Consider the following 20,652-nt stretch of genomic DNA (forward strand, 5'->3'; position numbering starts at 1 on the left):
GGCCGCGACTGTCTCGCGCGCGAGCTCGTTTCGGTTGACCATCAGACAAATGGCGCGCGACGCCTTGCATCGCTTTTCGTTGAGGTTTTTATCGGGTCTCCAGTACGATGTGGGGAGCGCACCAATCAATTTGACGAGTCGTGACCGTGGAAGCCATTGAACCCGCGCCGAGCGTAGCAGCCGACAGCCGATACGTGATTTTTATACTCTCGATTCAAGGACGTGAAGTCGAGTGTTCCATCTCACGTGAGGCGCTTGAACAGCACTTCTGGGTGCAACCGGGAGCCAGCGATACACGCATTCTCACGGCGTTCGCAGATGGCCGCAAACGCATCATGGCCGTCGCGGAGAGGAAGATACTTGCGCACTCCGGCGAACGGATTGTGTTGACCGCCGCTGATTTCGAGGTGCGGATGTAGCGCGCCGCAGCGGTCGGGCTGCGCGCGTGCAGAAAGCGAAGTGACGACGGTGATGTCCAAATCTGAAAGCCATTTCCACGGTTAAGCAACCGACGTTTGAGACGTCCACACTCGCAGTGTTTAGGGACGCGATTAGGCGTAGACTTCCAAGCTCTTGCTGACAATGAGTATGGCTACAATCGCGGGACGAAACACATCATGACGAAGCCTGAATTTAGCGATGCGGCCAGCGCGCGCCCGGACCTACTGTGTTTCCTGGTTGCAACCGCGGCGGCTTCGTACGCGCTGACGCAAGAATGGCGCGTCGACCACGTCGTCGAGGGCTGCCGTCAGTGGCTGGCAAAAAACAGCGTGACCATGTGTTGGCTCGACCGAGTTCGAATCGGCCAGCTCGCCCTGAAGATTGCGAATCGCGACCTTCTGGACGCAGGTGTTGCAGTCCGGTTGTCAAGCGTCAATGCGCTCTTCACGAACGAGTGGGAATTGAACGAGGCGTCGACAATGGTCCAACGGATGATGGCGTTATGCCAAGAAGCCCTCTGAACACTCGTCGGTCATCAGAGGTGAGCTACGCGACCCGGCGTTCCGCGGTCAACTTCCGACTGTCGGCGGCAGGGGGAAACACCCACCAGGTGCCGTCATGGTGCCGAAAGAAGAACAGTACGCGCATGCCGCCGTGTGATGATGTCTCGACGCAGACATAACGTGTTCCGCCCCAACGCGTCCGGCCGAATTCGGTCACGTGAACGGGTGCTGCGGGAGCGGGTGCGAGCCATTTTTCGACCTGACAGCGAAGCGACCTGTCACACGTAGTCTTCATGTTCCGCTCCAGCAAATCCAGGAACGACACCCATAGGGCAAGATGCGGCGGGCCATGAGTGGGCTCGACAGCGTCGTTCGATAGAGGCAAGTGTAGCGTCAGGGGAAGTGATGTGATTCGGCGAATCGAAGCCGACTTGCGGTGTTGTTCAACGAATTGCATTCGGCCCGCCGCTCGCACCGTGTCATTTCGCAATATTGGAAAGCGGCCCCCCCCATTCGGACTGCAGGTCCGCGCGCCGCGATGCATCTTCGAGGGCAGCGCCAAGCTCGCGGCAGTCATACATCGGAACGTGGTCGCTTGTTTCAGTGGCGAGCCGCAGACTGCGGTTATCTGGCCGGGCCTGAAGTGCAGAGACGAATTCCCGGAGCGAACAGTCCTGCTCCCGGTACCAATGGCGTACCCGAGCGTCGCGACGCGATTCAAGCGTTCTGGTGTCTCCGTCTGTTGTGTGTCATGGCGTGAAGAGCGCATGGCGAAGTTTCAGGTGCCGCGCTTCATTGTCCGCTGCGGTTGTTAGAACGACGTGCTGACCGAATATCCGGAGGCATTCGACCGGTCGTGGCTGACGCAGGAGCGGTAGCGCGCGCGGAACTGCGCACGTCACGGACTCGGCTTGACTTTCGCCATGTCGTCCGCGCGTAGCATGCCCGGCAACGCCTCGACGAAGAAATCGGCCTGCAACGCCGCGCCCGGCTGGACGTCGTATTGAGAGAAGTCACGGACCCCCGCCGCCAACAGCACTTCGTCGTCTAGAAAGAAATTTCCCGAACACGCTTTGGATGGGCGCGTCAAGATATAGTGAGCCGCGTCGGCGACTATCTCTGGCTTGCGACACGCGGCAATCATGGCCGCGCCGCCAATTTCGTTTTTCACGGCAGCCGTGGCGATCGCGGTTCTTGGCCACAGCGAATTCACAGCGACGCCACGGTCCTTGAATTCGCCAGCCAGCGCCAATGTGAACAGGCTCATCGTATATTTAGCGATGGTGTATGCGGGAAAATCCTTGAACCACTTCGGGTCCGTGACCAGCGGTGGCGACAGCGTAAGGATGTGTGGATTCGGCGAATTGAGAAGGTGAGGCAGGCAGGCCTGTGCGCAGACAAACGTGCCTCTGCCGTTGACCCCGTGCATCAGGTCGTATCGCTTGACGGGCGTATCCAGCGTTCCGGTCAATCGAATGGCGCTGGCATTGTTCACGAGTATGTCGAGACCGCCGAACACCTCTACGGTTTTGGCCACGGCATCCTTTACGCGTTCCTCGTCGCGAATGTCGACCACAAGCGGAAGTGCCTTGCCGCCAGCCGCTTCCACGGCAGCGGCCGCCGTATGGATCGTACCTTCAAGCCGCGGGTCCGGGTCGGCCGTCTTCGCTGCAATCACGACGTTCGCGCCGTCGCGTGCCGCTCTTAAAGCAATGGCAAGTCCGATACCGCGACTGCCGCCAGACATGAATATCGTCTTGCCGGTTAGGCTCATGGTCGTCTCCTAGTAACGCGCATCAGCATACGCTTTTGCGGCAAACGAGGCGGGTCGGGTCGATCTGCTGATATCCGGAATCTCTCGAAGAGAAAAGTCGGCGCTATCGACGTTTATCGATTGGGCCGTTGTTTTTAAGCGTTCGCCTTCAGCCGAACCTTAGACATCGCACATTTTAAACGTCGTGAACAATGAAAATGCTGTGGTGTACCCCTGCGTCGACAGGCATTCTATTTAGTATGGTCGTCATTGTGATGAGCCGGCTTTCACACTGAAGATTTACGCGCGTGGCGCAGTGCATATGGCATAGTGCGGATATTCATCAACCACACAGGGAGTCCATATGGCAACACTAGAACAGATTCAGGCAAAGTTGAAACAACTGCAAGCCCAAGCCGATGCTCTGATTTCAAAGAAGGCTAAGGCGGCGGTCGACCAAATCCGAGCGCTGATGCTTAAACATGGTTTGACCACGGAAGATATAGAAGCCAAAGCGAAGGCAAAGCGGGCGGCGAAGGGCATGTCCGCCGGCGTCGCTGCTGGAAAGACGAAAGCGGCCTCTGACGGCACGGGTAAGGTCGCGCCGAAGTACCTGCATCCGAAGACCGGAGCAACGTGGACTGGCCGCGGCCGCGCACCCGCCTGGATTGCCGGCGCCAAAGACCGTAGCAGGTTCCTGATTGCAGGCGGCTCTGGAGCAACTGTGGCGGTGACCGCAGGTACGGTGAACAAGGCAAAGACTGCGGTCAAGAAGACATCGGCGGCAGCCGGCGCGGCGGCTCACAAGGGCCAGCGCAAAGGACCGCAGCCGGCGAAATATATCGACCCGAAGACGGGCGCGACATGGAGCGGACGTGGTCGCGCACCAGCGTGGCTCGCTGCAGCAAAGGACAGGACCAGGTTCTTGATTGATGCGGCCGACGCGGCCGACGCAGGTGTTGCGAGCAAGACGAAGCAAGCGGCCAAAAAGGCCACTCCAATTGCGAAGAGGGCCTCCGCCAAAACGGTGAAGGCGACCACGGCTCCGGCGGTGAAGAAAGCTGTCGCCAAGAAGGCGGTCAGTGCGAAGGCTGCCGCGCCCAAAAGCGCGGCAGCCAAGAAAGCCGCCGGCAAGAGAGCCGTACCGACTCTAAAGAAGGCTGCGGCCAAGAAGGCACCGGCGACGAAGGCTGTTGTTGCCAATGACGTGGTCGCGAGAACGGATGTAGTCGCAGCGCCGGAAGGTCTGGCGGCTCCAGCGACCGCATAAAGGAACCAAGAGAAGTTGATGAGCAGTTCCATCGGTTCTAGTCAGCAGGACACAGTTGTTCTGCTGGACTCTGTTCCCAGTCCGACCGGTGACGTTCCCGAGCCGTTTGTGGTCGCGAATGAGAGACGGGTGGTCGTCGCGTATCGAATCGCCGAGGCTGACTTCGAGCGTTTCGGCCCCTTTGATGAGGGTGACGACCCGTTCTGTGTCGTGGTGTTTTCGGAGGCAGATTTTCATCAGTTCGGCCCGCCCAACGCTGAGGACCTCTACGGTCACCCCTTGGCCTCGCGAGGGTTGCGCGGATATTGCGCTCATGAAATTGTGAACTCCTCGCTGGTCGCAGATTCCTGGGGCCGCGCTTCTTCGAATGATAGGCGGCACTTCGTGCTGACGTTTCAGTACAGCACGTTCGAATGCGTGGCAGCAGACTGCACGGTTGCGGGCATATACGGGACTGGCGATATCGCGAGCAGGGAGGCTTATTCGCTGTGTGGGTAAGGGGTCTTTGGCATGTTCACACTTGTGCTATTTCTCTTGCTTCTTGGTGTCGGCAGCTACGCGCTGAGCCTCCGGTCGGAGTTTCGTCGTCTGTCCGGCCTGCTAGCACAGCTGCAAGCTCGCGTCGCGAAGCTAGAGGCGTCGCGAACCCCATCGGCCACGGAGACACTTGGCGCAGACGTCGCGCTGCCTGCAAAGGCAAGTGGAAACGCTGAGCCCTTGGCAGCGAGCCCACTAGGCGCCACCCATACGCCGGAGATTCAATCCGTTGCAAAGAACGGCGAAGCTCGGGCCAACGCTGCACGGCCCGAGCCTGCGCTGTCGCCAATGCAGACATTGGAGCCCTTCGCTTTGCCGCCCATTGCCGGCAAGTTGTGGACGGTGCTCAAGCAAAACTCGTTTGCGGCCGTGGGCGTGGCGCTCGTATTGCTCGGCTGTTCGTTCCTCTTCCCCATGCTGGCGTTGCACGGGCTGTTTCCACCGGCGCTGCGGCTCGCACTCGCTGCATCGCTGGGCGGCGGCCTGTTGACGGCCGGGCTGCGACTGTCGAATCGCAAGGCCGACTACGCTCACGTATTGCAGGGCGGCGGCGTGGGCGTGCTTTATTTGACCACTTATGCCGCGATGGCCTTCTACGAGCTCATCGGGGCGTGGCCGGCGTTCGCCATCTTCGCGATGTTTTCTGCGGTAGTGGTCGCACTGAGTCTTCGGCAGGCCGCCAAGCCGCTCGCTTTCCTCGGCTTCGCGGGCGCTTACTTGGCACCGGTTCTAACGGTCCGAGGCACGGTTCATCTCGATGTCGTCCTCGCCTACGGCCTGCTCGTCAACGGCGCCAGCCTGTATGTCGGCCTGCGGCAGCGCTGGATAGAAATGAGTCTCCAGGCCTTCATCTGGTCGTTGCTGCTCGGATTCGGGGTCTACACGGGCCACACACAGGCGCTGCCGCTCTGGATGCAGCACGCGTTTCTCGCTGCGTATTTCGCGCTCTTCGCGTGCCATCCGTTGCTGTACGTGAACTGGGGGGAATCGACGCGGACGGACACCTTCAGCTTGCAGACGATGACCGGCCTGCTGACGCCAGTCGTACTCGGCCTGGAATACTGGCTAGGGGGCAAGGCAGGTTTGACGGTCGCAGCGTCGCTCGCGGCCGTGATTCACTTTGGACTGTACTTCGTGCCTTGGACAGACGCCCCAGGGTTTTATGCCGTCCACATCGCATTGGCGATTCTGTCCGCCATGGCGGCCATTCTGGCTCCAGGTCTCAGTTCAGCACTGACTGCATGTCTAGCCGGTGCGGTGGCAGTGTGTGCCTATCTGAGCCTGCCGGGTCGCCTGCGATTGCTGAGCGCCGTGCCAGGCGCGGCGGCCCTGAGCATCGGTCTCTCGCCGCTCCACGCACCGGCCGCATGGGCGGCGACCGCCCTCGCTTTGGTCATGGGTTACGTTGCGGTGATGCGTCGGAATGCAGCGGATGCATGGGTCATCCACATGCTGTCGGCTGTGCTCTCGTTGGTCTCCGGCTATGCCCTGTTTCGCGATGAGCCGGGCGGGTCCATGTTCGCGTATACGTTGCCGGGCACGCTTGCCTTGGCGACCGGGCTTGGCTGGGGGTATCGGCGCGCCGGCAATTTCAGCGCACTTGTGTGCCACTCGGCGGCCACTGCGGCGGTGATGATTTTGTCCTTGCTCGTTCCCACCGTTGGCGTCACGGCAGAGATCGTGCAGGCGGCTGGCGTCATTGCAACATGTGCGCTGGCTGGTGTCCTGGTGCACGTCTATGCGACTGAGCTGGGTGCACATAGCCGTCTTGTCTTTGTCGTCATGGTGCCCGTGATTCTGGGCGCGCTGGCGCATCAGCATGTGCCCATGGCGGACTCGTTCACCAATCAGTCCGCGCTGGCCGGCTGGGTCGTACTCGCGATCGCTGCGGCCCTCAACGCGTCCCCGTTGCAGCCGTGGATTCCGGACGCGCCGGCGCTTTGGCGGGTCCGCAACATCGTCACCCGGTTCGTTCTTCCCTTGGCATTTGCCATTCAATGGGTCCGTTCAGTGATATTCCAGGCGTATCCCGGCTGGACCGCGTTGCAAGCGTTGTGGATGACATGCGCTCTCGTGCTGGTCGCGCGTGCCGCCGCGCGGCCGTTTGTCGGGGCGGCCATTGCCGGCGGCATCGCGTTGATGCTTGCCTATCTTCTGGCACTCGTCGACCTGCGTGCGGCTATCACGCTGGCGTGGGCAGTCACTGCGCTGGCTGCGCTCGTGGTCGGCTCGCGGGCGAGCGACCGAGCCCTCTGGGTTGTCGGAGCCACGATTAGCGCACTGGTCGTGGTCAAGCTGATTCTGCTGGATATGAGTGCTGCGAGCCCTATCTGGCGCGTACTCTCCTTTATCGGCAGCGGTTTGCTATTGGTGTTGGCCGGCTACTTGGCTCCGGCGCCGGCGAGGCGTGGCGGCGAGGCCGGAGCGAATGGAAAGTGAGGCCTCCTGCCGGCATGCTGCATTGCCGCACCGGTCAGTCTGACACTTTTTTGCACATTGGCGCAGAAAGCCCGGCGGGCCGGTTTCATTCACATTCTGCGTGCGCTTTTCGCAAGCCCAGTTCCGGCGATTTTTGCCGGCTTCTGCTATCGTCGCGTCCATGCAACCGATCCTCTCCATTTCCAACCTTTCCAAAACTTACGCGTCGGGCTTTCGAGCGCTCAAACGCGTGAACCTGGAAATTCATCGCGGCGAAATCTTTGCGCTCCTCGGGCCGAACGGCGCCGGCAAGACCACGCTGATCGGCACGGTCTGCGGCATCGTCAACGCTACCGAAGGGCGCGTCGTCGTCGCCGGCCACGACATCGTCCGCGACTACCGGGCGGCGCGCTCGATGATCGGCCTCGTGCCGCAGGAGCTCACGACCAACGCGTTCGAATCGGTCTGGGCGACGGTCTCGTTCAGCCGCGGCCTGTTCGGCAAGCCGGCCAATCCCGCGCACATCGAGAAAGTGCTGAAGGCGCTGTCGCTGTGGGACAAGAAGGACAGCAAGATCATCACGCTTTCGGGCGGCATGAAGCGGCGCGTGCTGATCGCGAAGGCGCTCGCGCACGAGCCTGACATCCTGTTTCTCGACGAGCCGACCGCGGGCGTGGACGTCGAGCTGCGCCGCGACATGTGGCAGCTCGTGCGCTCGCTGAAGGAAAACGGCGCGACGATCATCCTCACGACGCACTACATCGAAGAGGCCGAGGAGATGGCCGACCGCATCGGCGTGATCAGCAAGGGCGAGATCATCCTGGTCGAGGAAAAGGCGCAGCTCTTGAAGAAGCTCGGCAAGAAGCAGCTCACGCTGCAGCTCGAGCGCGCGCTCGCGAGCGTGCCGGCCGAGCTGGCCGCGTACCGGCTCGATCTGTCGAAGGACGGCAGCGAATTGACCTACACCTACGACGACACGCACGGCGAGCGCGCGGGCATCATCGGGCTCTTGAAGGATCTCGACGACGCGCAAATTCGATTCAAGGATCTGCAGACGAGCCAAAGCTCGCTCGAAGACATTTTCGTGGGCCTCGTGCGAGAAGCTTCTTAACTATGAATATTTACGCAATCCGCGCGATCTACCTGTTCGAAATGGCGCGCACCTGGCGCACGCTGATGCAAAGCATCATCTCGCCCGTCATTTCGACGTCGCTCTATTTCATCGTGTTCGGCGCCGCGATCGGTTCGCGCATCCGCGAGATCGACGGCATCAGCTACGGCGCCTTCATCGTGCCCGGCCTCGTGATGCTCTCGCTCCTCACGCAGAGCATTTCGAACGCGTCGTTCGGCATCTACTTTCCGAAGTTCACGGGGACGATCTTCGAGCTGCTGTCGGCGCCCGTGTCGTACCTCGAACTGGTGCTCGCGTTCGTCGGCGCGGCGGCGACCAAGTCGATCGTGCTCGGGCTCATCATCATGGCGACCGCGGCGCTGTTCGTGCCGCTCAGGATCGAGCACCCGGCCTGGATGCTGCTCTTTCTGGTGCTGACGGCGCTCACGTTCAGCCTGTTCGGCTTCATCATCGGCATCTGGGCCGACGGCTTCGAGAAGCTGCAGGTCATTCCGCTCTTGATCGTCACGCCGCTCACGTTCCTCGGCGGCAGCTTCTATTCGATCCATATCCTGCCGCCGTTCTGGCAGACGGTCGCGCTCTGCAACCCGGTCGTCTATCTGATCAGCGGCTTCCGTTGGAGCTTCTACGGCAACGCCGACGTGCACGTCGGCGTGAGCCTCGGCATGACGGTTCTGTTCCTCGCGGTCTTCATGGCGATCGTCGCGTGGATCTTCAAGACCGGATACCGGCTGAAGAACTGACCGGGGCGCCGCGCCCTTCGAAGCGCGCCCATTTTCGAAGCGCCGTCCCGAAGCATGGCGGCGCTTCTTACATTTTCATTTCAGCGCGTCGCGTCCGCGGCGCGTCCTGCGTCGATTCGTTCGCGCCGCGCGCCTTTTCCTGCGTGCATCCTTTGTCATTCACACGAAACGCTCACATAATGTTCCGTCGCCCGCGACCCGCGGGCCGGCATCCGACTATTCACAGCGCGAATGAGACTGACGACGAAAGGGCTGCTGCTGATCGCGATTCCGACGGTGTTCGAATTGGCGCTTCTGGCCGGGCTCGTCAAGGCGCAGGCAGAGGCCGAGCAGGCCGAGGCGTGGGCGCTGCACAGCAAGGACGTGCTGAGCCGCACGAGCGCGATCCTCGAGCCGGTGCTCGTCGAGTCCGTGCGCGTGCGGGGCGCCGTCATCGAAGGCGACCGCAATTATTCGACGCCGATCTCGCTCTGGCTCGACCTCGACCGCGATATCGACCACCTCGTCGAACTCGTCGCCGATAACCCGCTGCAAGTCGAGCGGGCGGGTCAGATCCGCCAGACCGTGCAGGAATACCGCCAGTGGTCGGACCGCGCGCAGGATCTGCTCGCCACCGGGCGCCGCGCCGACGTGCTCGAACGCTTTCGCGACCAGGCGACGACCGACGTCGTCGATCGCTTCCGCAGCCAGGTTGCCGCGTTCCAGACAGCCGAGCTGCGCGTCGACGCGCAGCGCTCGGAGGTTGCCGAGACGGCGCGCGCGCAGCAGCAGTTGCTGACGGTCGCGGCGGTGGTCGGCTCGCTGTTGGTCACGGCGTGTGCCGTCTTCATGTTCACGCGCGGCGTGCGCGGGCGGCTCGCGCTGCTGTCGGACAACGCGCGGCGGCTCGCCGACAACGAGCCGCTTAGCCCCGTGCCCGCGGGCAACGACGAAATCACGCAGCTCGACGAGATGCTGCGCGTTACGAGCCGGCGCTTGCTCGAATCGGAGCGTCTGCAGGCGCGCTTTCAGAGCGACCTGGCGCGCCGCGCCGACGAGCTCGCGCACATCAACGAGACGCTGCACCAGCAGACGCAGGAAAACGAGATGTTCATCTACAGCGTGTCGCACGATCTGCGCGCGCCGCTCGTGAACCTGCAGGGGTTTTCGAAGGAACTCACGCATGCTTGCGACGACTTGCGCCAGGCCGTGCGCAGTTCGGCGCTAGGCGAAGCGGAACGCGCGCATGTCGAGCGCCTGATCGACGAAGACATCGGCGAAGCGCTGCGCTTCTTGCAAAGCGCCGTGCTGCGCGCGGCGCACATCATCGATTCGCTGTTGCGGCTTTCGCGCGTCGGCCGCGTCGAGTACCGCCGCCAGGAGGTCTATGCCGGCGTGCTCGTGCAGCACGTCGTCGAGGCGATGCAGGCGTCGATTCGCGGCGCCGGCGCGCAGATCGTCGTGCACGAGCTGCCCGCGGTCTGGGGCGACCCGACCGCGCTCGAGCAGGTCTTCGCCAACCTGATCGGCAATGCGGTCAACTACCTGAGCCCCGAGCGGCCGGGGCGCATCGAAATCGGCACGATTCCGGCGCCGCCGGGCGTGCGCTCGCTGCGCATCTTCTATGTGAAGGACAACGGCCTCGGTATTCCGGCAGGCGCATTGCCGCGCCTTTTCAATGCTTTTCAGCGCCTGCACGGCAACGTCGCGACGGGCGAGGGGATCGGCCTTGCGCTCGTGCGGCGCATGGTCGAGCGCCATGGCGGCCGCGTCTGGGCCGAATCGACCGAAGGCGCCGGAACCACGTTTTACGTATCGCTACCCGAGGCGACCGCACCGGTCGCCGCATGAGGATGGACATGACACAGCTTGAGACTGCCGGCCAATCGGTCAGCATCATCCTGATCGAAGACGACGACGGCCACGCGACGCTGATTCAGCGCAACCTGCGCCGCGCGGGGCTGACCAACGGCTTTATCCGGCTCGCCGACGGTCAGGAGGCGATCGACTATTTCTTCGGCCCCGATGCACGCTTCGAGCACGACTCGCCGACGGCGCCCGTGATCCTGCTCGATCTGAAGATGCCGCGCATCGACGGACTCGAAGTGCTGCGGCGCTTGAAGACGGATCCGCGCACGGCGTCCCTGCCGGTCATCATGCTGACGACGACCGACGACCCGCGCGAGATCGAACGCTGCTACGAGCTCGGCTGCAACGTCTACGTGACGAAGCCCGTCGAGAGCGAGGCGTTCATCGAGGCGGTGCGCCGGCTCGGCTTCTTCCTGCAAGTGGTCAAGCTGCCGACGGGCGGCCGATGACTGCCCACGTGCTCTTCGTCGACGACGACGAGGGCCTCCTGCGGCTCGCGACGCGCGCGCTCACGCGCGTCGGCTACCGCGTGTCGACGGCGGCGGGCGCACGCGACGCGCGCGCGGCGATGGCGTCGCAATTGCCCGAGGTGATCGTCGTCGACTACACGCTCGGCACGGCCGAGACCGGCCTCGACTTCCTGCGCGCGCTGCGTGCGGCAGGCATCGTGCTGCCGGCGATCCTCTGCACCGGCTTCGCCGACGAGGCGCGCGTGATCGAGGCGCTGCGCTCGGGCGTCGCCGACATCGTGCCGAAGAGCGACGGCTACCTCGACTATCTGCCCGAAGCGATCGAGCGCGTGCTGCGCGAGACGCGCGTGCAGCGCGAACTCGCCGAAGCGCAGCGCCTCTCCGAACGCGAGGCGCACTTTCGCACGCTCGCCGAAGAGCGCGAGCGGCTGCTCGCCTCCGAACGCGCGGCGCGCACCGAAGCGGAACGCGCGTCGCGCGTGAAGGACGAGTTCGTGGCGACGCTTTCGCACGAGTTGCGCACGCCGCTCAATGCGATCGTCGGCTGGACGCAGATCCTGATGCGCGACGCGACCGAGCCCGAGCGCGTCAAGAAGGGCCTCGAAGTGATCGAGCGCAATGCGCGCGCGCAGGCGCAGATGGTCGACGATCTGCTCGATGTGTCGCGCATCATGGCGGGCAAGCTGCGGCTCGATCTCGAACGGCTCGATCTCGAAGACATCGTCGAGTACGTGATCCGCTCGGTGCAGCCCGCGGCCGACGCGAAGGAGATCCGCGTCACACCGATCCTGGAAGCTGCGGGGCCGGTGCAGGGCGACCCGGCGCGCTTGCAGCAAGTCGTCTGGAACCTGATGAGCAACGCGATCAAGTTCACGGGCAAGCGCGGCACGGTGGAGGTGCTGTTGCGCGGCGTCGAAGGCGAAGTGGAATTGACGGTCAGCGATACCGGGCAGGGCATCAAGCCCGAGTTTCTCGCGCACGTGTTCGAGCGCTTTCGCCAGGAGGACACGGGCACGACACGCCAGCACAGCGGCCTCGGGCTGGGCTTGTCGATCGCGAAACAACTGGTCGAGATGCACGGCGGCCGCATCGAGGCGATGAGCGACGGCGAAGGACGCGGCGCGACGTTCGTCGTCCGCTTGCCGACTGCGAATATCGAGCCGGTGCGTGCCGCGGGCTCGCGTGCGCAGCCCCTGGAGACGCCGCCCGCGCTTGCCGGGCTGCACGTGCTGATCATCGAGGACGAGCCGGATGCGCGCGAGCTCGTCGAGCGCTTGCTGCAGGAGCGCGGCGCGACGACCACGGCGCTCGACAATGCCGCCGATGCGCTCGCCGCTTACGAAGCGACGCTGCCCGACGTGGTGGTGAGCGACATCGGCATGCCGGGCGAGGACGGCTACGAATTCATCCGCAAGCTGCGCGCGCTGGAGCTTGCGGCGAGCGAGCGGAGCGGGCAAAGCCGGACGACGCCCGCCGCCGCGCTGAGCGCGTTCGCCCGCAGCGAAGACCGGCGGCGCGCGCTGCTTGCGGGTTTTCAGACGCATATCGCGAAGCCGGTGGACCCTTTGGAATTGGTCGTCGTGGTCGCGTCGCTCGCGGGGCGCACGAGTGCGTTGAGCGATTAGCGCCGGGTGCAGGCGAAGCCTGCTGGAAAACAAGGCCCTCGGTACGGGGGATGAATGCGAGTGACACCATGAAACATCTCAACGGGTTGTCGCGCGCCGCGTTGGCGGCGCTTGTGCTGAGCGCGCTTGCTGCGTGTCAAAAGCATGATGAAGCGGCACAGCAAGCGGCGCAGCAGTCGGCGCAGGAGCACGCTGCGAAACTCGGCGACGCGGCCGTTCAGGCGGCGCAGCAAGCCGCCAAGACCCTCGATCAGGCCGCGAGCTTCGTCGGCCAGCAGGTCGAGGCGGCGCGGCAGACCGCGCAGGCGCAAGTCGATGCGGCGGCGTCGGCGCCGTCGATCAAGCTGAGCGCGAGCGGCGTGTCTGCTACGACGCAGGCTCATCTGCAAGGCGCGGCGAGCGCGGCCGACGCCGTGCTCGGGCAGGCTGCCTCCGCGGCGGGCTATGGCCTCGAAACCGCAGGCCGCAAGCTGCAAGACTGGGCGAGCCAGAGCACCGCGTCCGGCGGCGCGACGGGGGCGGCGGCCGCGCGCGGTGCTGCGAAACCCGGCGGCGACTGAATCCGAACTTGCCAACTCGAATTAATGTAATTATTAGCGAGCGGCAACAGCGCGATTTCTGCTGAGGATTATGCGATGGCGTTCGTCGACCAAATCGAACAAGCCCGTTTCGTGCGCCAGATCGCGACCGTCGCGTACTAGGGCCCTTTATCAGCGTGAACAGGACCTAATAAGGGAGCGAGCCTGGAGCTGCGCGCCGCAAGGCTCGGCGCGCGGTGCGCAGTGCCTGGCTAACATTCGGTTACGGCTTCGATAGGGCAGCGCGGCTACACTGCGCTGTCCCGAACTGCGACCGAATGCCATGAAACCAAGCCGTGAGCGGCGCAATGCCGGCGGCGGGGCGTATCGCGCCGCGCCGCCGGTCGTTCGTACCGCTACTCTCTTCATTGCGTGGGTCCTGCCCTCGTTTTTCTGCCGGTTGTTCCTGGCACTGAATGTTTCGTCGCGCGATGCCGTCGGACGCGCGACGCGGCGCGCCGCACCGTGCGCGTGGTTTGCCGCTGCCGCTTTGCTCGCCGGCACCGCTGCCGCGCCGCCCGCCCAGGCCGCGACGGTGGTCGCCGCGCCGTCGCTGCAGAGCTTCATCAACGCGGTTTCGAATCCGGCGTCGGCACCGTCGCCGGCTTCCGCGGCGTCTGCAGCCGAGGCCGCGTCGGCGCCGTCGCCCGCGAGCCAGGCCGAGATCGCCCGCTCGCTCGATAACGTCATCTCCACGCTCGACAACGACCGTCAGCGCACCGCGCTCGTCGCGCAACTAAAGAAGCTGCGCGATGCGACGCGCAATCTCGCGCCGGCCGCGGCGTCAGGTGCGCAGGCCGCGCAGCAGACCCCGGGACTCCTGGGCGCGATCGCGTCGGGGATCGCCTCAGTCGAGACGCAGGTGCGCCATGGCGATACGCCGCTGCGCTACTGGGCGAGCCGCCTGAGCGCAGCCGCCCTCGATCTGTACGCGATTGCGACCGGGCAGGGCGCCAACTCGCCGGGCCGCGTGCTGATGGACTTGTCCGCGATGCTCGGCGCCTGGGGCGTCTGCGCCGGCGCGCTGGTCTATCTGCAGCGCCGGCTGCATGCGCGTTACGGAATCGATGCCGGGCTGCAGCCGAATCCGTCGACGAGCCAACTGATCATCTTTGCGCTGCGCCGCGTGAGCCCCTGGGTGCTCGCGTTCGTCGTCGTCCTGTCGATTTCCCATTCGCTTGCCGATTCGCTCGGCCGCACGCTCGCGATGGTGATCGCCTATGCGATCGTCGCAGGCGCGGTGTTCTCGGCGATCTGCCTCATCATGTTCTCGCTCTTCGGCTCGGGACACCGGCGCGTCGCCGTGCACGTGCTGCTGCACCACGCGCGGCGCCTGTTGTTCGTGATCGGCATTTGCGGCGCGCTCGGCGACGCCGCCGTGAACTATCAGGTGGCGGGCCAGATCGGCAACAATCTTTCGTCGTTGATCTCGACGGTCGCAAACATGGCGGCCGCCGTGCTGACCGGCTACTTCGCGCTCGCGTTCCGCCGTCCGGTCGCGCACTTGATCCGCAACCGCAGCTACGAAAAGCGTGTGCGCCGCAAGGCTGCGACCGAAGCGCTCGAGGTGCTCGCGTCGCTCTGGCAATGGCCGATGCTGCTGCTCGCGGGTGCGTCGGTCGTCGCGACGCTTGCAGGCATGGACAGTTCCGAAAACGTGCTGCAGATTTCGGTCGTCACGGCGCTTTTGCTCGTGCTGGCCTTTTTCCTCTGCGCGGTCGTGATGCGCCTCACGCGCGCAGACGAAGTGCGCGTCCGCCGGCGGCGCTCGGCGTACGTGACGCGTCTATTGCGCTTTATCGGCACGCTGATCACGCTCTTCATCTGGCTCGCGTTCTTCGAGTTCGCCTCGCGGCTGTGGGGCTTTTCGCTCGCACAGATGGTCGAGGACAGCGTCACCGCGCGCGGCATCGCGCACGCGGTGACGGCGATCCTGATGACGGTGTTCATCGCATGGCTCGTGTGGATCGCGATCGATACGGCAATACTCGAAGCGCTGAATCCGAGCGGGCCGCGCAGCAAGTCGCGCGCGCCGGGCACGCGCGCGCGCACGATGCTGCCGCTCGTGCGCAACGCGGTGCTCGTGACGATCCTCACGATCGCCGCGATCGTCACCGCCGCGAACCTCGGCATCAACGTGACGCCGCTGCTCGCAGGCGCCGGCGTGATCGGCCTTGCGGTCGGCTTCGGCGCCCAGTCGCTCGTCTCCGATCTGATCACCGGGCTTTTCATCATCATCGAAGACACGATCTCGGTCGGCGACTGGATCGATCTCGACGGCGGCCACGCGGGCACCGTCGAGCACTTGACGATCCGCACGGTGCGCCTGCGCGACGGACAGGGCGCGATCCACGCGATCCCGTTTTCGCAGATCAAGATGGTGAAGAACCTGTCGCGCGATTTCGCGTACGCGGTGTTCGAGGTGCGCGTGCCGTTTTCGGCGGACGTCGATTACGTCACGCGCCTGATTCGCGAAGTCGGGTCCGATCTGATGGCGGATAGCCGCTACCGCCGCGAAATGCTCGGGCCCGTCGAAGTGTGGGGACTCGACCGCTTCGAGCAGAACTGGATGATCGTCAAAGGGCAGATCAAGACGCGGCCGTTGCAGCAGTGGAGCGTCGCACGTGCATTCAACCTGCGCGTGAAGCGCAAGATGGATCAGGCGGGCATCGATATTCCGGTGCCGCAGATGGAGGTACATATAGCGGAGCGCGCAGCGCCGCCCGTGCATGAGGCAAGGGAGAGGGCGCCGCATCGGACGGTGCCGCCGGCGGGTTCGTCCGCGGCGTCCGCGGCGTCAGCGGCAGCGAAGACCGCCGCGGGGCCGCACGGCATGGCGGCATCGCACGACGTGTCGCATGAGCCGCGCCCGGCGCCGCCCGCCACCGATCAGACTGCACCAGTGATGCCGCAGATCTCCGCCACGGGCACAGCCGGCAAGGCGTGACGCTACCTCGCGAGCGCTTATTTCAGGCCAGCGCTTAGCGCAGCGCACTGGCTTCGACGCGCACGAGATCGTTGACGTGCGTCGCGATCTGCGTGCCCGGCACGCCGTAGAGATGCAGCGACACGGCAGGCGCCGCGCTGCAGTTGCCGAGCTTGTGGATGCCCGTCGTCCCGGCGCGCGTGTACGACACGGCGCCGGTCTCGCGCGGGTGCGTGCGCGCTTCGGTTGCGCAGCCGGCCGCCTCGTTCCAGTCGTAGACCGTTTCCGTGAGCGTGCCGTCGACCACCGCGTAGCCGCACCACGTGTGGTGGGCGTGCACGGGGCTGGCCTGTCCGGGCTGCCAGACGAGGGCGGCGAGCGCATAGCGCCCGTGCCGATCGGCGGCAAGCAGATGGCGGCGATAGCGGTCGGCGGCGCCTTCGCGTTGCGCCGGCGTGAGCAGGGTTTCGTCCGCCGCGGCAAGCGACAGCGCCGCGCGCACGCGGCGCGCGAATTCGGCGCTGTGCGACGGCTCGGCCGCATGCGCGGCGGCGCGGAACGCGGCGTCGAGCGCGCCGCACAAGCGCGCGAGCGCGGGGTTCGCCGGTGCCGCGAAACGGGGCTCGACAGCTTCTTCCAAAGGACACGATGTTGCCCATGCGACGGGCGCGTTCAGCATGGCGGCATCCTTGCCGGAGGCGCTCGAAGCGCGGACGAGCGGGCTGAATTCGGCATCGGGGTTCATGGGGACTCCATCAAGAATTGGTGTTGTTCGATGCGATATTTATACCGGTTTGCACGGAGAAAGAGTTTTCATATAATTCCCCGCATAAACTAAAAAGTAGAAAATTTTTCTAGGGAGCCGCGCAAATGGGAATGGACCTGATCGATAGGAAGCTTCTCGAATTGCTTCAGGAAGACGCGACGATGCCGGTCGCGGAGTTGGCGCAGCGAGTCAACCTGTCCCAGACGCCTTGCTGGAAGCGCGTGCAGCGGCTCAAGGAGGCGGGAGTGATCCGGGCGCAGGTGGCGCTGTGCGATGCGCGCAAGCTCGGGGTTGGAACGACGGTGTTCGTCGCCGTGCGGACGAACCAGCACACCGAGGAATGGGCGCAGAATTTCACGCAGGCCGTGCAGGACATTCCGGAAGTGGTCGAGGTGTACCGGATGAGCGGCGAGACGGACTATCTGCTGCGCGTCGTGGTGTCGGATATCGACGACTACGACCGCGTCTACAAGCTCCTGATTCGCGCCGTGCCGCTCTTTGACGTGAGCTCCAGTTTTGCGATGGAGCAGATCAAATATTCGACGGCGCTGCCGGTGCGGGGGCCGGTGATGGATCACGGGCGTTGATTTTCGCGGCCTTGGCCGGCCGTTGAAAATCGCCGGGTTTGTCTCGACGCCCAGTGCGAGGAGGGCGATATCTTGCAGATCGCTGCAAGGCTTTAGCAAGCCGCATGCGCGTAGAATGCCCGCTTCGTCATGTTTTAAGCAAACGCAAAGTCCGCACCATGAGCGATCCGCGCAGCAGCAAGAATTCCACCTTTCGCATCGGCATTTTCATTGTGGTCGTCGTGCTGCTTGTGATCGCGACGCTGCTTTATAACGCTATTTCGGGGAAGCGCGAGTACGACCGCGAGAACGCGCCGGCCAGCGACACGCCGGCGGCAGTGGCCGCCAGCACGGCGACAGCGGCTTCGGCTGGCCGGGCGTCGCAGTAAGTCGGGGGCGTCCCGCGCGGATAGAACCCCTCGAGGCCGGGAGGCGGCGCGACCGGCCCCGGCGCCGCCCGCCTTTTAGCGCCGGCTTTCACTCCTGCGGCAGTCGGATCACCCCCGCATCCTTGCGGATCAGAAACGACGCCGCCAGCATCTGCTTGCACTGGTGCGCGAGCAGCTTCACTTCCTGCGTGAATTCCGGCGAAAAAACGTCGGACTTCTCGGCTTCCACGGCCATCAAATCCAGTTCGCGCATGAGCTGCTTCGTGATGTCCGCCTGATCGGCGGGCGGCGGCTCGCCGGCGAGCGCCTGCGACAGATTCTCGCGAACGGCCGACAGCGCGCGCTGCAGGGCCTGAAACCCGCTGCCTTCGTGCTGCATGGCGTTGCGCAGGAGCGGGGCGGCCGCGGTGATTTGCGAGGCGAGCACGTGGCTTTGCACGAGCAGGTCGTTGAGTTCGGCAACGAAGTGCTGGTGCGCTTTCGGTTCCAGCATCATGCGCTGGAACGCCTGCCCAAGATTGGCAAACGCGACGTGCATGTGCTTGCGCGAGAGGCGGTAGCGGAAATCGCGTTCGTGCGCCGCGGTGGCAGGCGGAGTCGGCGTTGACTTGGGTGCGGCAGCCGATGCCGCGGCAGCCGAAGCCGGCGTTGCCGGCGCGGCATGAGCGGCAGCGGCCGCGGACGCGGACGCGGACGATCGCGAGGTTGCCTGTACGTCCGGCGCGAGCGCGTCCGATGGCGACGCGCTCGCCGCGGCGGCGGCCGCAAGGGTGCCGTGAGCCGGCAGCGCAAGCGCGCTTGCTGCCGTTTCGACCGAGTGAGCCCGGGTTCCATGTCCCGTCGCGACGGTGCCCGCTGCGGCCGCTCCCGCCGGCGCCGCAGCGGCGACCGGCTTGCCTCCCATCCACCAGCTCGCCTCGAGATACTGGCGCGTGGCCGAGATCATGTTCTCGACGAGCTTGCCCATCAGCCGGTACTCCCAATACGGGAACAGGCGGCTTGCGGCGATCGCGATCATGCAGCCGACGAAGGTATCGATCGCGCGTTCGCCGATGATGCGCATGCTGCCCGGCGCGAGCAGATGGAACAGCAACAGGACATACGACGACGTGAACACGACGCTCGCCGCGTAGTTGAAGAGCAAGAGGCTATAGCTCATCACCATCGACGCGAACATGACGACGAGCAGGATCGCCGGGTTTTTGACGAGCAGCATCAGCGCGATAGTCGCTGCGCAGCCGATCGCCGTGCCGACGATACGCTGCGCGTTGCGCTGCTTGGTGAGCGAGTAGCCGGGCTTCAAGATGATGACGCTCGTCATCACGATCCAGTACGCGTTCGTGAGCGGCAGGAGGCGTCCGAGCCAGAAGCCGACCGCCACGGCGATAGTCACGCGCAGCGCGTGCCTGAAGCTCGGCGAGGCCATCGTCAGATTCGAGAAGATCTGCCGGAGCGGCACGCGGCGGCTCGAGATGAAGCGCGAGAGCGTCTGGTCGATACGCATCTCGGTGTGCGTGGGAGCGTCTTCGCTGGAGAGGCTCTTCTTGATCTTGTCGATCAGGCGCGTGGCGCTCCACATGCGCCGGAACGATGCGACCACTGCGGCATAGGCTTCCGGATTCTTGTTCGGCATGTCGTGCTTGCGCATCAGCTCGAGCTCGTATTCGATCGCGCGCAGCTCGGCCTTCACGCTGATGCGCGTATGCGGCGGCTGGTTTTGCAGCACGGCGAGCCCGATCTCTTCGAGGTCGCGCGCTGCCTTGCGGATCAGGTCGCGATAGAAAATCATCAGGTCCGAGCCGCCGAACGTGTTGCGCACGAGCGGGTAGTCGGTGTGCGCGCCGACGAAGAGATCGTGCAGGTCGACCGAATTGATGAACAGATTGAAGAGAATCGTGCGGCGCGGGTCGAGCTTGCCGCTTCTGAGCTTCGGCAGGTTGCGCAGCACGATGTCGCGCGCGGCGTCCTGCATTTCGACGACGGCGATCTGCTTGGCGACGAGGTTGCGGTAGCACTCGTCGAGATCGGATTCGAGATCGTAGAAATCCGCGCGCGCGAGCAGATAGTTCGCGCACGCAAAGACACCTTCCGCGAGCGCCTGCTTTTCGATCCGGTAGGCCTGCCAGCGCGACACGAGCGTCGCCCAGTACGTGTACCAGAGGCCGCCCGCGAGAATCCACAACGCGTTGACGAGCGCCTGCATCGGCGTGAATTTGTCTTCCAGCGTCACGACCATCATGAACAGCGTCGCGAAGCTGATCTGCGGCCAGCGGTTGCCGTACACGACGATGAGCGACAGCACGAACGTCAACGGCACGACGGCGGCCCACAACGCGAGCACGTTGAAGGTGGCGAGGCCGGTGGCGAGGGCGGACAGAAAGCCGATCACGCTGCACGCGAGCATTTCGTTGTGCTTGTACTTGAGCGGGCCCGGCATATCGACGACACACGCGCCGAGCGCGCCGGTGGCGATCGTGAAGCCGAGCTCCTGATTCTTGAAGACGAGCAGGCACAGGACGGGCGGCAGCGAGACGCCAATGGCGATGCGCAGCCCGCCGAAGAAGTACTGGCTATATAAGAATTTTTTGATTTCGACCGAATAGCGCATCGATTTGGGGCTGGCAGACAACGGGGGCGGTAGAGCAAAGGAGCGGGCCTGCGGGGGGCCATATCCGGGACTGGCGACG

The 20,652-nt window shown here is 64.3% G+C and carries 17 protein-coding genes and 1 pseudogene; 15 read left to right on the plus strand and 3 right to left on the minus strand.

Annotation, left to right across the window (positions count from 1 at the left end):
- The first annotated feature begins 146 nt into the window (after positions 1–146).
- Positions 147–419, plus strand: a complete 273-nt coding sequence (locus tag J3489_RS05915; protein WP_206996778.1) for a DUF1488 family protein — start codon at positions 147–149, stop codon at positions 417–419.
- A gap of 198 nt (positions 420–617) precedes the next feature.
- Positions 618–962: a hypothetical protein gene (locus tag J3489_RS05920; RefSeq protein WP_206996779.1), complete on the plus strand. Its 345-nt coding sequence runs from the start codon at positions 618–620 to the stop codon at positions 960–962.
- 880 nt (positions 963–1,842) lie between these two features.
- On the opposite strand, the gene J3489_RS05925 is transcribed toward J3489_RS05920, so the two are convergent.
- Positions 1,843–2,718 carry an SDR family oxidoreductase gene (locus tag J3489_RS05925; protein WP_206996780.1) on the minus strand — a complete coding sequence of 292 codons (876 nt, stop codon included), beginning with the start codon at positions 2,716–2,718 and terminating at the stop codon, positions 1,843–1,845.
- Between the two features lie 343 nt (positions 2,719–3,061).
- Between J3489_RS05925 and J3489_RS05930 the strand changes: the two genes are divergently transcribed.
- From J3489_RS05930 to J3489_RS05975, 11 genes and pseudogenes are all read left to right on the plus strand, one after another.
- The gene (locus tag J3489_RS05930; protein ID WP_206996781.1) at positions 3,062–3,967 is read left to right on the plus strand and encodes an H-NS family nucleoid-associated regulatory protein; all 906 of its coding nucleotides are present in this window, start codon (positions 3,062–3,064) and stop codon (positions 3,965–3,967) included.
- 18 nt (positions 3,968–3,985) lie between these two features.
- Entirely contained in the window at positions 3,986–4,465 is a 480-nt protein-coding gene (locus tag J3489_RS05935) for a hypothetical protein (protein ID WP_206996782.1), read from the plus strand.
- A gap of 327 nt (positions 4,466–4,792) precedes the next feature.
- Complete coding sequence (locus tag J3489_RS05940) at positions 4,793–6,943, plus strand: DUF2339 domain-containing protein (protein WP_242539831.1); 2,151 nt, start codon at positions 4,793–4,795, stop codon at positions 6,941–6,943.
- Between the two features lie 160 nt (positions 6,944–7,103).
- Positions 7,104–8,033 carry an ABC transporter ATP-binding protein gene (locus tag J3489_RS05945; protein WP_206996784.1) on the plus strand — a complete coding sequence of 310 codons (930 nt, stop codon included), beginning with the start codon at positions 7,104–7,106 and terminating at the stop codon, positions 8,031–8,033.
- 2 nt (positions 8,034–8,035) lie between these two features.
- A complete protein-coding gene (locus J3489_RS05950) occupies positions 8,036–8,797 on the plus strand; it encodes an ABC transporter permease (protein WP_206996785.1) in 762 nt (253 codons plus the stop codon).
- Positions 8,798–9,028: 231 nt separating this feature from the next.
- The gene (locus tag J3489_RS05955) at positions 9,029–10,627 is read left to right on the plus strand and encodes a sensor histidine kinase (protein ID WP_206996786.1); all 1,599 of its coding nucleotides are present in this window, start codon (positions 9,029–9,031) and stop codon (positions 10,625–10,627) included.
- 8 nt (positions 10,628–10,635) lie between these two features.
- Positions 10,636–11,094: a response regulator gene (locus J3489_RS05960; RefSeq protein WP_206996787.1), complete on the plus strand. Its 459-nt coding sequence runs from the start codon at positions 10,636–10,638 to the stop codon at positions 11,092–11,094.
- Positions 11,091–12,740 (plus strand): ATP-binding response regulator, encoded by a 1,650-nt coding sequence (locus J3489_RS05965; protein ID WP_206996788.1) that lies wholly within the window; start codon positions 11,091–11,093, stop codon positions 12,738–12,740. Before J3489_RS05960 ends, J3489_RS05965 begins: the two co-directional genes overlap by 4 nt.
- Positions 12,741–12,808: 68 nt before the next feature.
- Positions 12,809–13,300 carry a BCAL1086 family glycoprotein gene (locus tag J3489_RS05970; RefSeq protein ID WP_206996789.1) on the plus strand — a complete coding sequence of 164 codons (492 nt, stop codon included), beginning with the start codon at positions 12,809–12,811 and terminating at the stop codon, positions 13,298–13,300.
- A 36-nt stretch (positions 13,301–13,336) separates the two neighbouring features.
- Positions 13,337–13,441, plus strand: a pseudogene (locus J3489_RS38750) (NAD(P)-dependent oxidoreductase); the annotation flags it as partial.
- Positions 13,442–13,601: 160 nt separating this feature from the next.
- A complete protein-coding gene (locus tag J3489_RS05975; protein WP_206996790.1) occupies positions 13,602–16,265 on the plus strand; it encodes a mechanosensitive ion channel family protein in 2,664 nt (887 codons plus the stop codon).
- Between the two features lie 34 nt (positions 16,266–16,299).
- Here J3489_RS05975 and J3489_RS05980 read toward each other — a convergent pair whose 3' ends face one another.
- Entirely contained in the window at positions 16,300–16,989 is a 690-nt protein-coding gene (locus tag J3489_RS05980; RefSeq protein ID WP_242539805.1) for a cysteine dioxygenase family protein, read from the minus strand.
- 125 nt (positions 16,990–17,114) lie between these two features.
- Here J3489_RS05980 and J3489_RS05985 point away from each other — a divergent pair, with 125 nt between their 5' ends.
- Positions 17,115–17,597, plus strand: coding sequence for an Lrp/AsnC family transcriptional regulator (locus J3489_RS05985; RefSeq protein WP_206996791.1), 483 nt, complete (start codon positions 17,115–17,117; stop codon positions 17,595–17,597).
- Positions 17,598–17,755: 158 nt separating this feature from the next.
- On the plus strand, positions 17,756–17,965 hold the full coding sequence (locus tag J3489_RS05990) for a hypothetical protein (RefSeq protein WP_206996792.1): 210 nt from the start codon (positions 17,756–17,758) through the stop codon (positions 17,963–17,965).
- An 88-nt stretch (positions 17,966–18,053) separates the two neighbouring features.
- Here the strand turns inward: J3489_RS05990 and J3489_RS05995 are convergent, their stop codons facing one another.
- Positions 18,054–20,573 carry an FUSC family protein gene (locus tag J3489_RS05995; RefSeq protein ID WP_206996793.1) on the minus strand — a complete coding sequence of 840 codons (2,520 nt, stop codon included), beginning with the start codon at positions 20,571–20,573 and terminating at the stop codon, positions 18,054–18,056.
- Positions 20,574–20,652 lie beyond the last annotated feature (79 nt).

It is taken from the genome of Trinickia mobilis (assembly GCF_017315705.1).
Classification (GTDB): Bacteria; Pseudomonadota; Gammaproteobacteria; order Burkholderiales; family Burkholderiaceae; genus Trinickia_A; species Trinickia_A mobilis.

Bases quoted from the DNA above. Each gene is read 5' to 3' on its own strand.
- J3489_RS05975 (WP_206996790.1), top strand. From the start codon at position 13,602: ATGAAACCAAGCCGTGAGCGGCGCAATGCCGGCGGCGGGGCGTATCGC.
- J3489_RS05985 (WP_206996791.1), top strand. From the start codon at position 17,115: ATGGGAATGGACCTGATCGATAGGAAGCTTCTCGAATTGCTTCAGGAA.
- J3489_RS05960 (WP_206996787.1), top strand. From the start codon at position 10,636: ATGACACAGCTTGAGACTGCCGGCCAATCGGTCAGCATCATCCTGATC.
- J3489_RS05995 (WP_206996793.1), bottom strand. From the start codon at position 20,573: ATGCGCTATTCGGTCGAAATCAAAAAATTCTTATATAGCCAGTACTTC.
- J3489_RS05925 (WP_206996780.1), bottom strand. From the start codon at position 2,718: ATGAGCCTAACCGGCAAGACGATATTCATGTCTGGCGGCAGTCGCGGT.
- J3489_RS05970 (WP_206996789.1), top strand. From the start codon at position 12,809: ATGAAACATCTCAACGGGTTGTCGCGCGCCGCGTTGGCGGCGCTTGTG.
- J3489_RS05930 (WP_206996781.1), top strand. From the start codon at position 3,062: ATGGCAACACTAGAACAGATTCAGGCAAAGTTGAAACAACTGCAAGCC.
- J3489_RS05955 (WP_206996786.1), top strand. From the start codon at position 9,029: ATGAGACTGACGACGAAAGGGCTGCTGCTGATCGCGATTCCGACGGTG.
- J3489_RS05980 (WP_242539805.1), bottom strand. From the start codon at position 16,989: ATGAACCCCGATGCCGAATTCAGCCCGCTCGTCCGCGCTTCGAGCGCC.
- J3489_RS05920 (WP_206996779.1), top strand. From the start codon at position 618: ATGACGAAGCCTGAATTTAGCGATGCGGCCAGCGCGCGCCCGGACCTA.
- J3489_RS05935 (WP_206996782.1), top strand. From the start codon at position 3,986: ATGAGCAGTTCCATCGGTTCTAGTCAGCAGGACACAGTTGTTCTGCTG.
- J3489_RS05945 (WP_206996784.1), top strand. From the start codon at position 7,104: ATGCAACCGATCCTCTCCATTTCCAACCTTTCCAAAACTTACGCGTCG.
- J3489_RS05940 (WP_242539831.1), top strand. From the start codon at position 4,793: ATGCAGACATTGGAGCCCTTCGCTTTGCCGCCCATTGCCGGCAAGTTG.
- J3489_RS05950 (WP_206996785.1), top strand. From the start codon at position 8,036: ATGAATATTTACGCAATCCGCGCGATCTACCTGTTCGAAATGGCGCGC.
- J3489_RS05990 (WP_206996792.1), top strand. From the start codon at position 17,756: ATGAGCGATCCGCGCAGCAGCAAGAATTCCACCTTTCGCATCGGCATT.
- J3489_RS05965 (WP_206996788.1), top strand. From the start codon at position 11,091: ATGACTGCCCACGTGCTCTTCGTCGACGACGACGAGGGCCTCCTGCGG.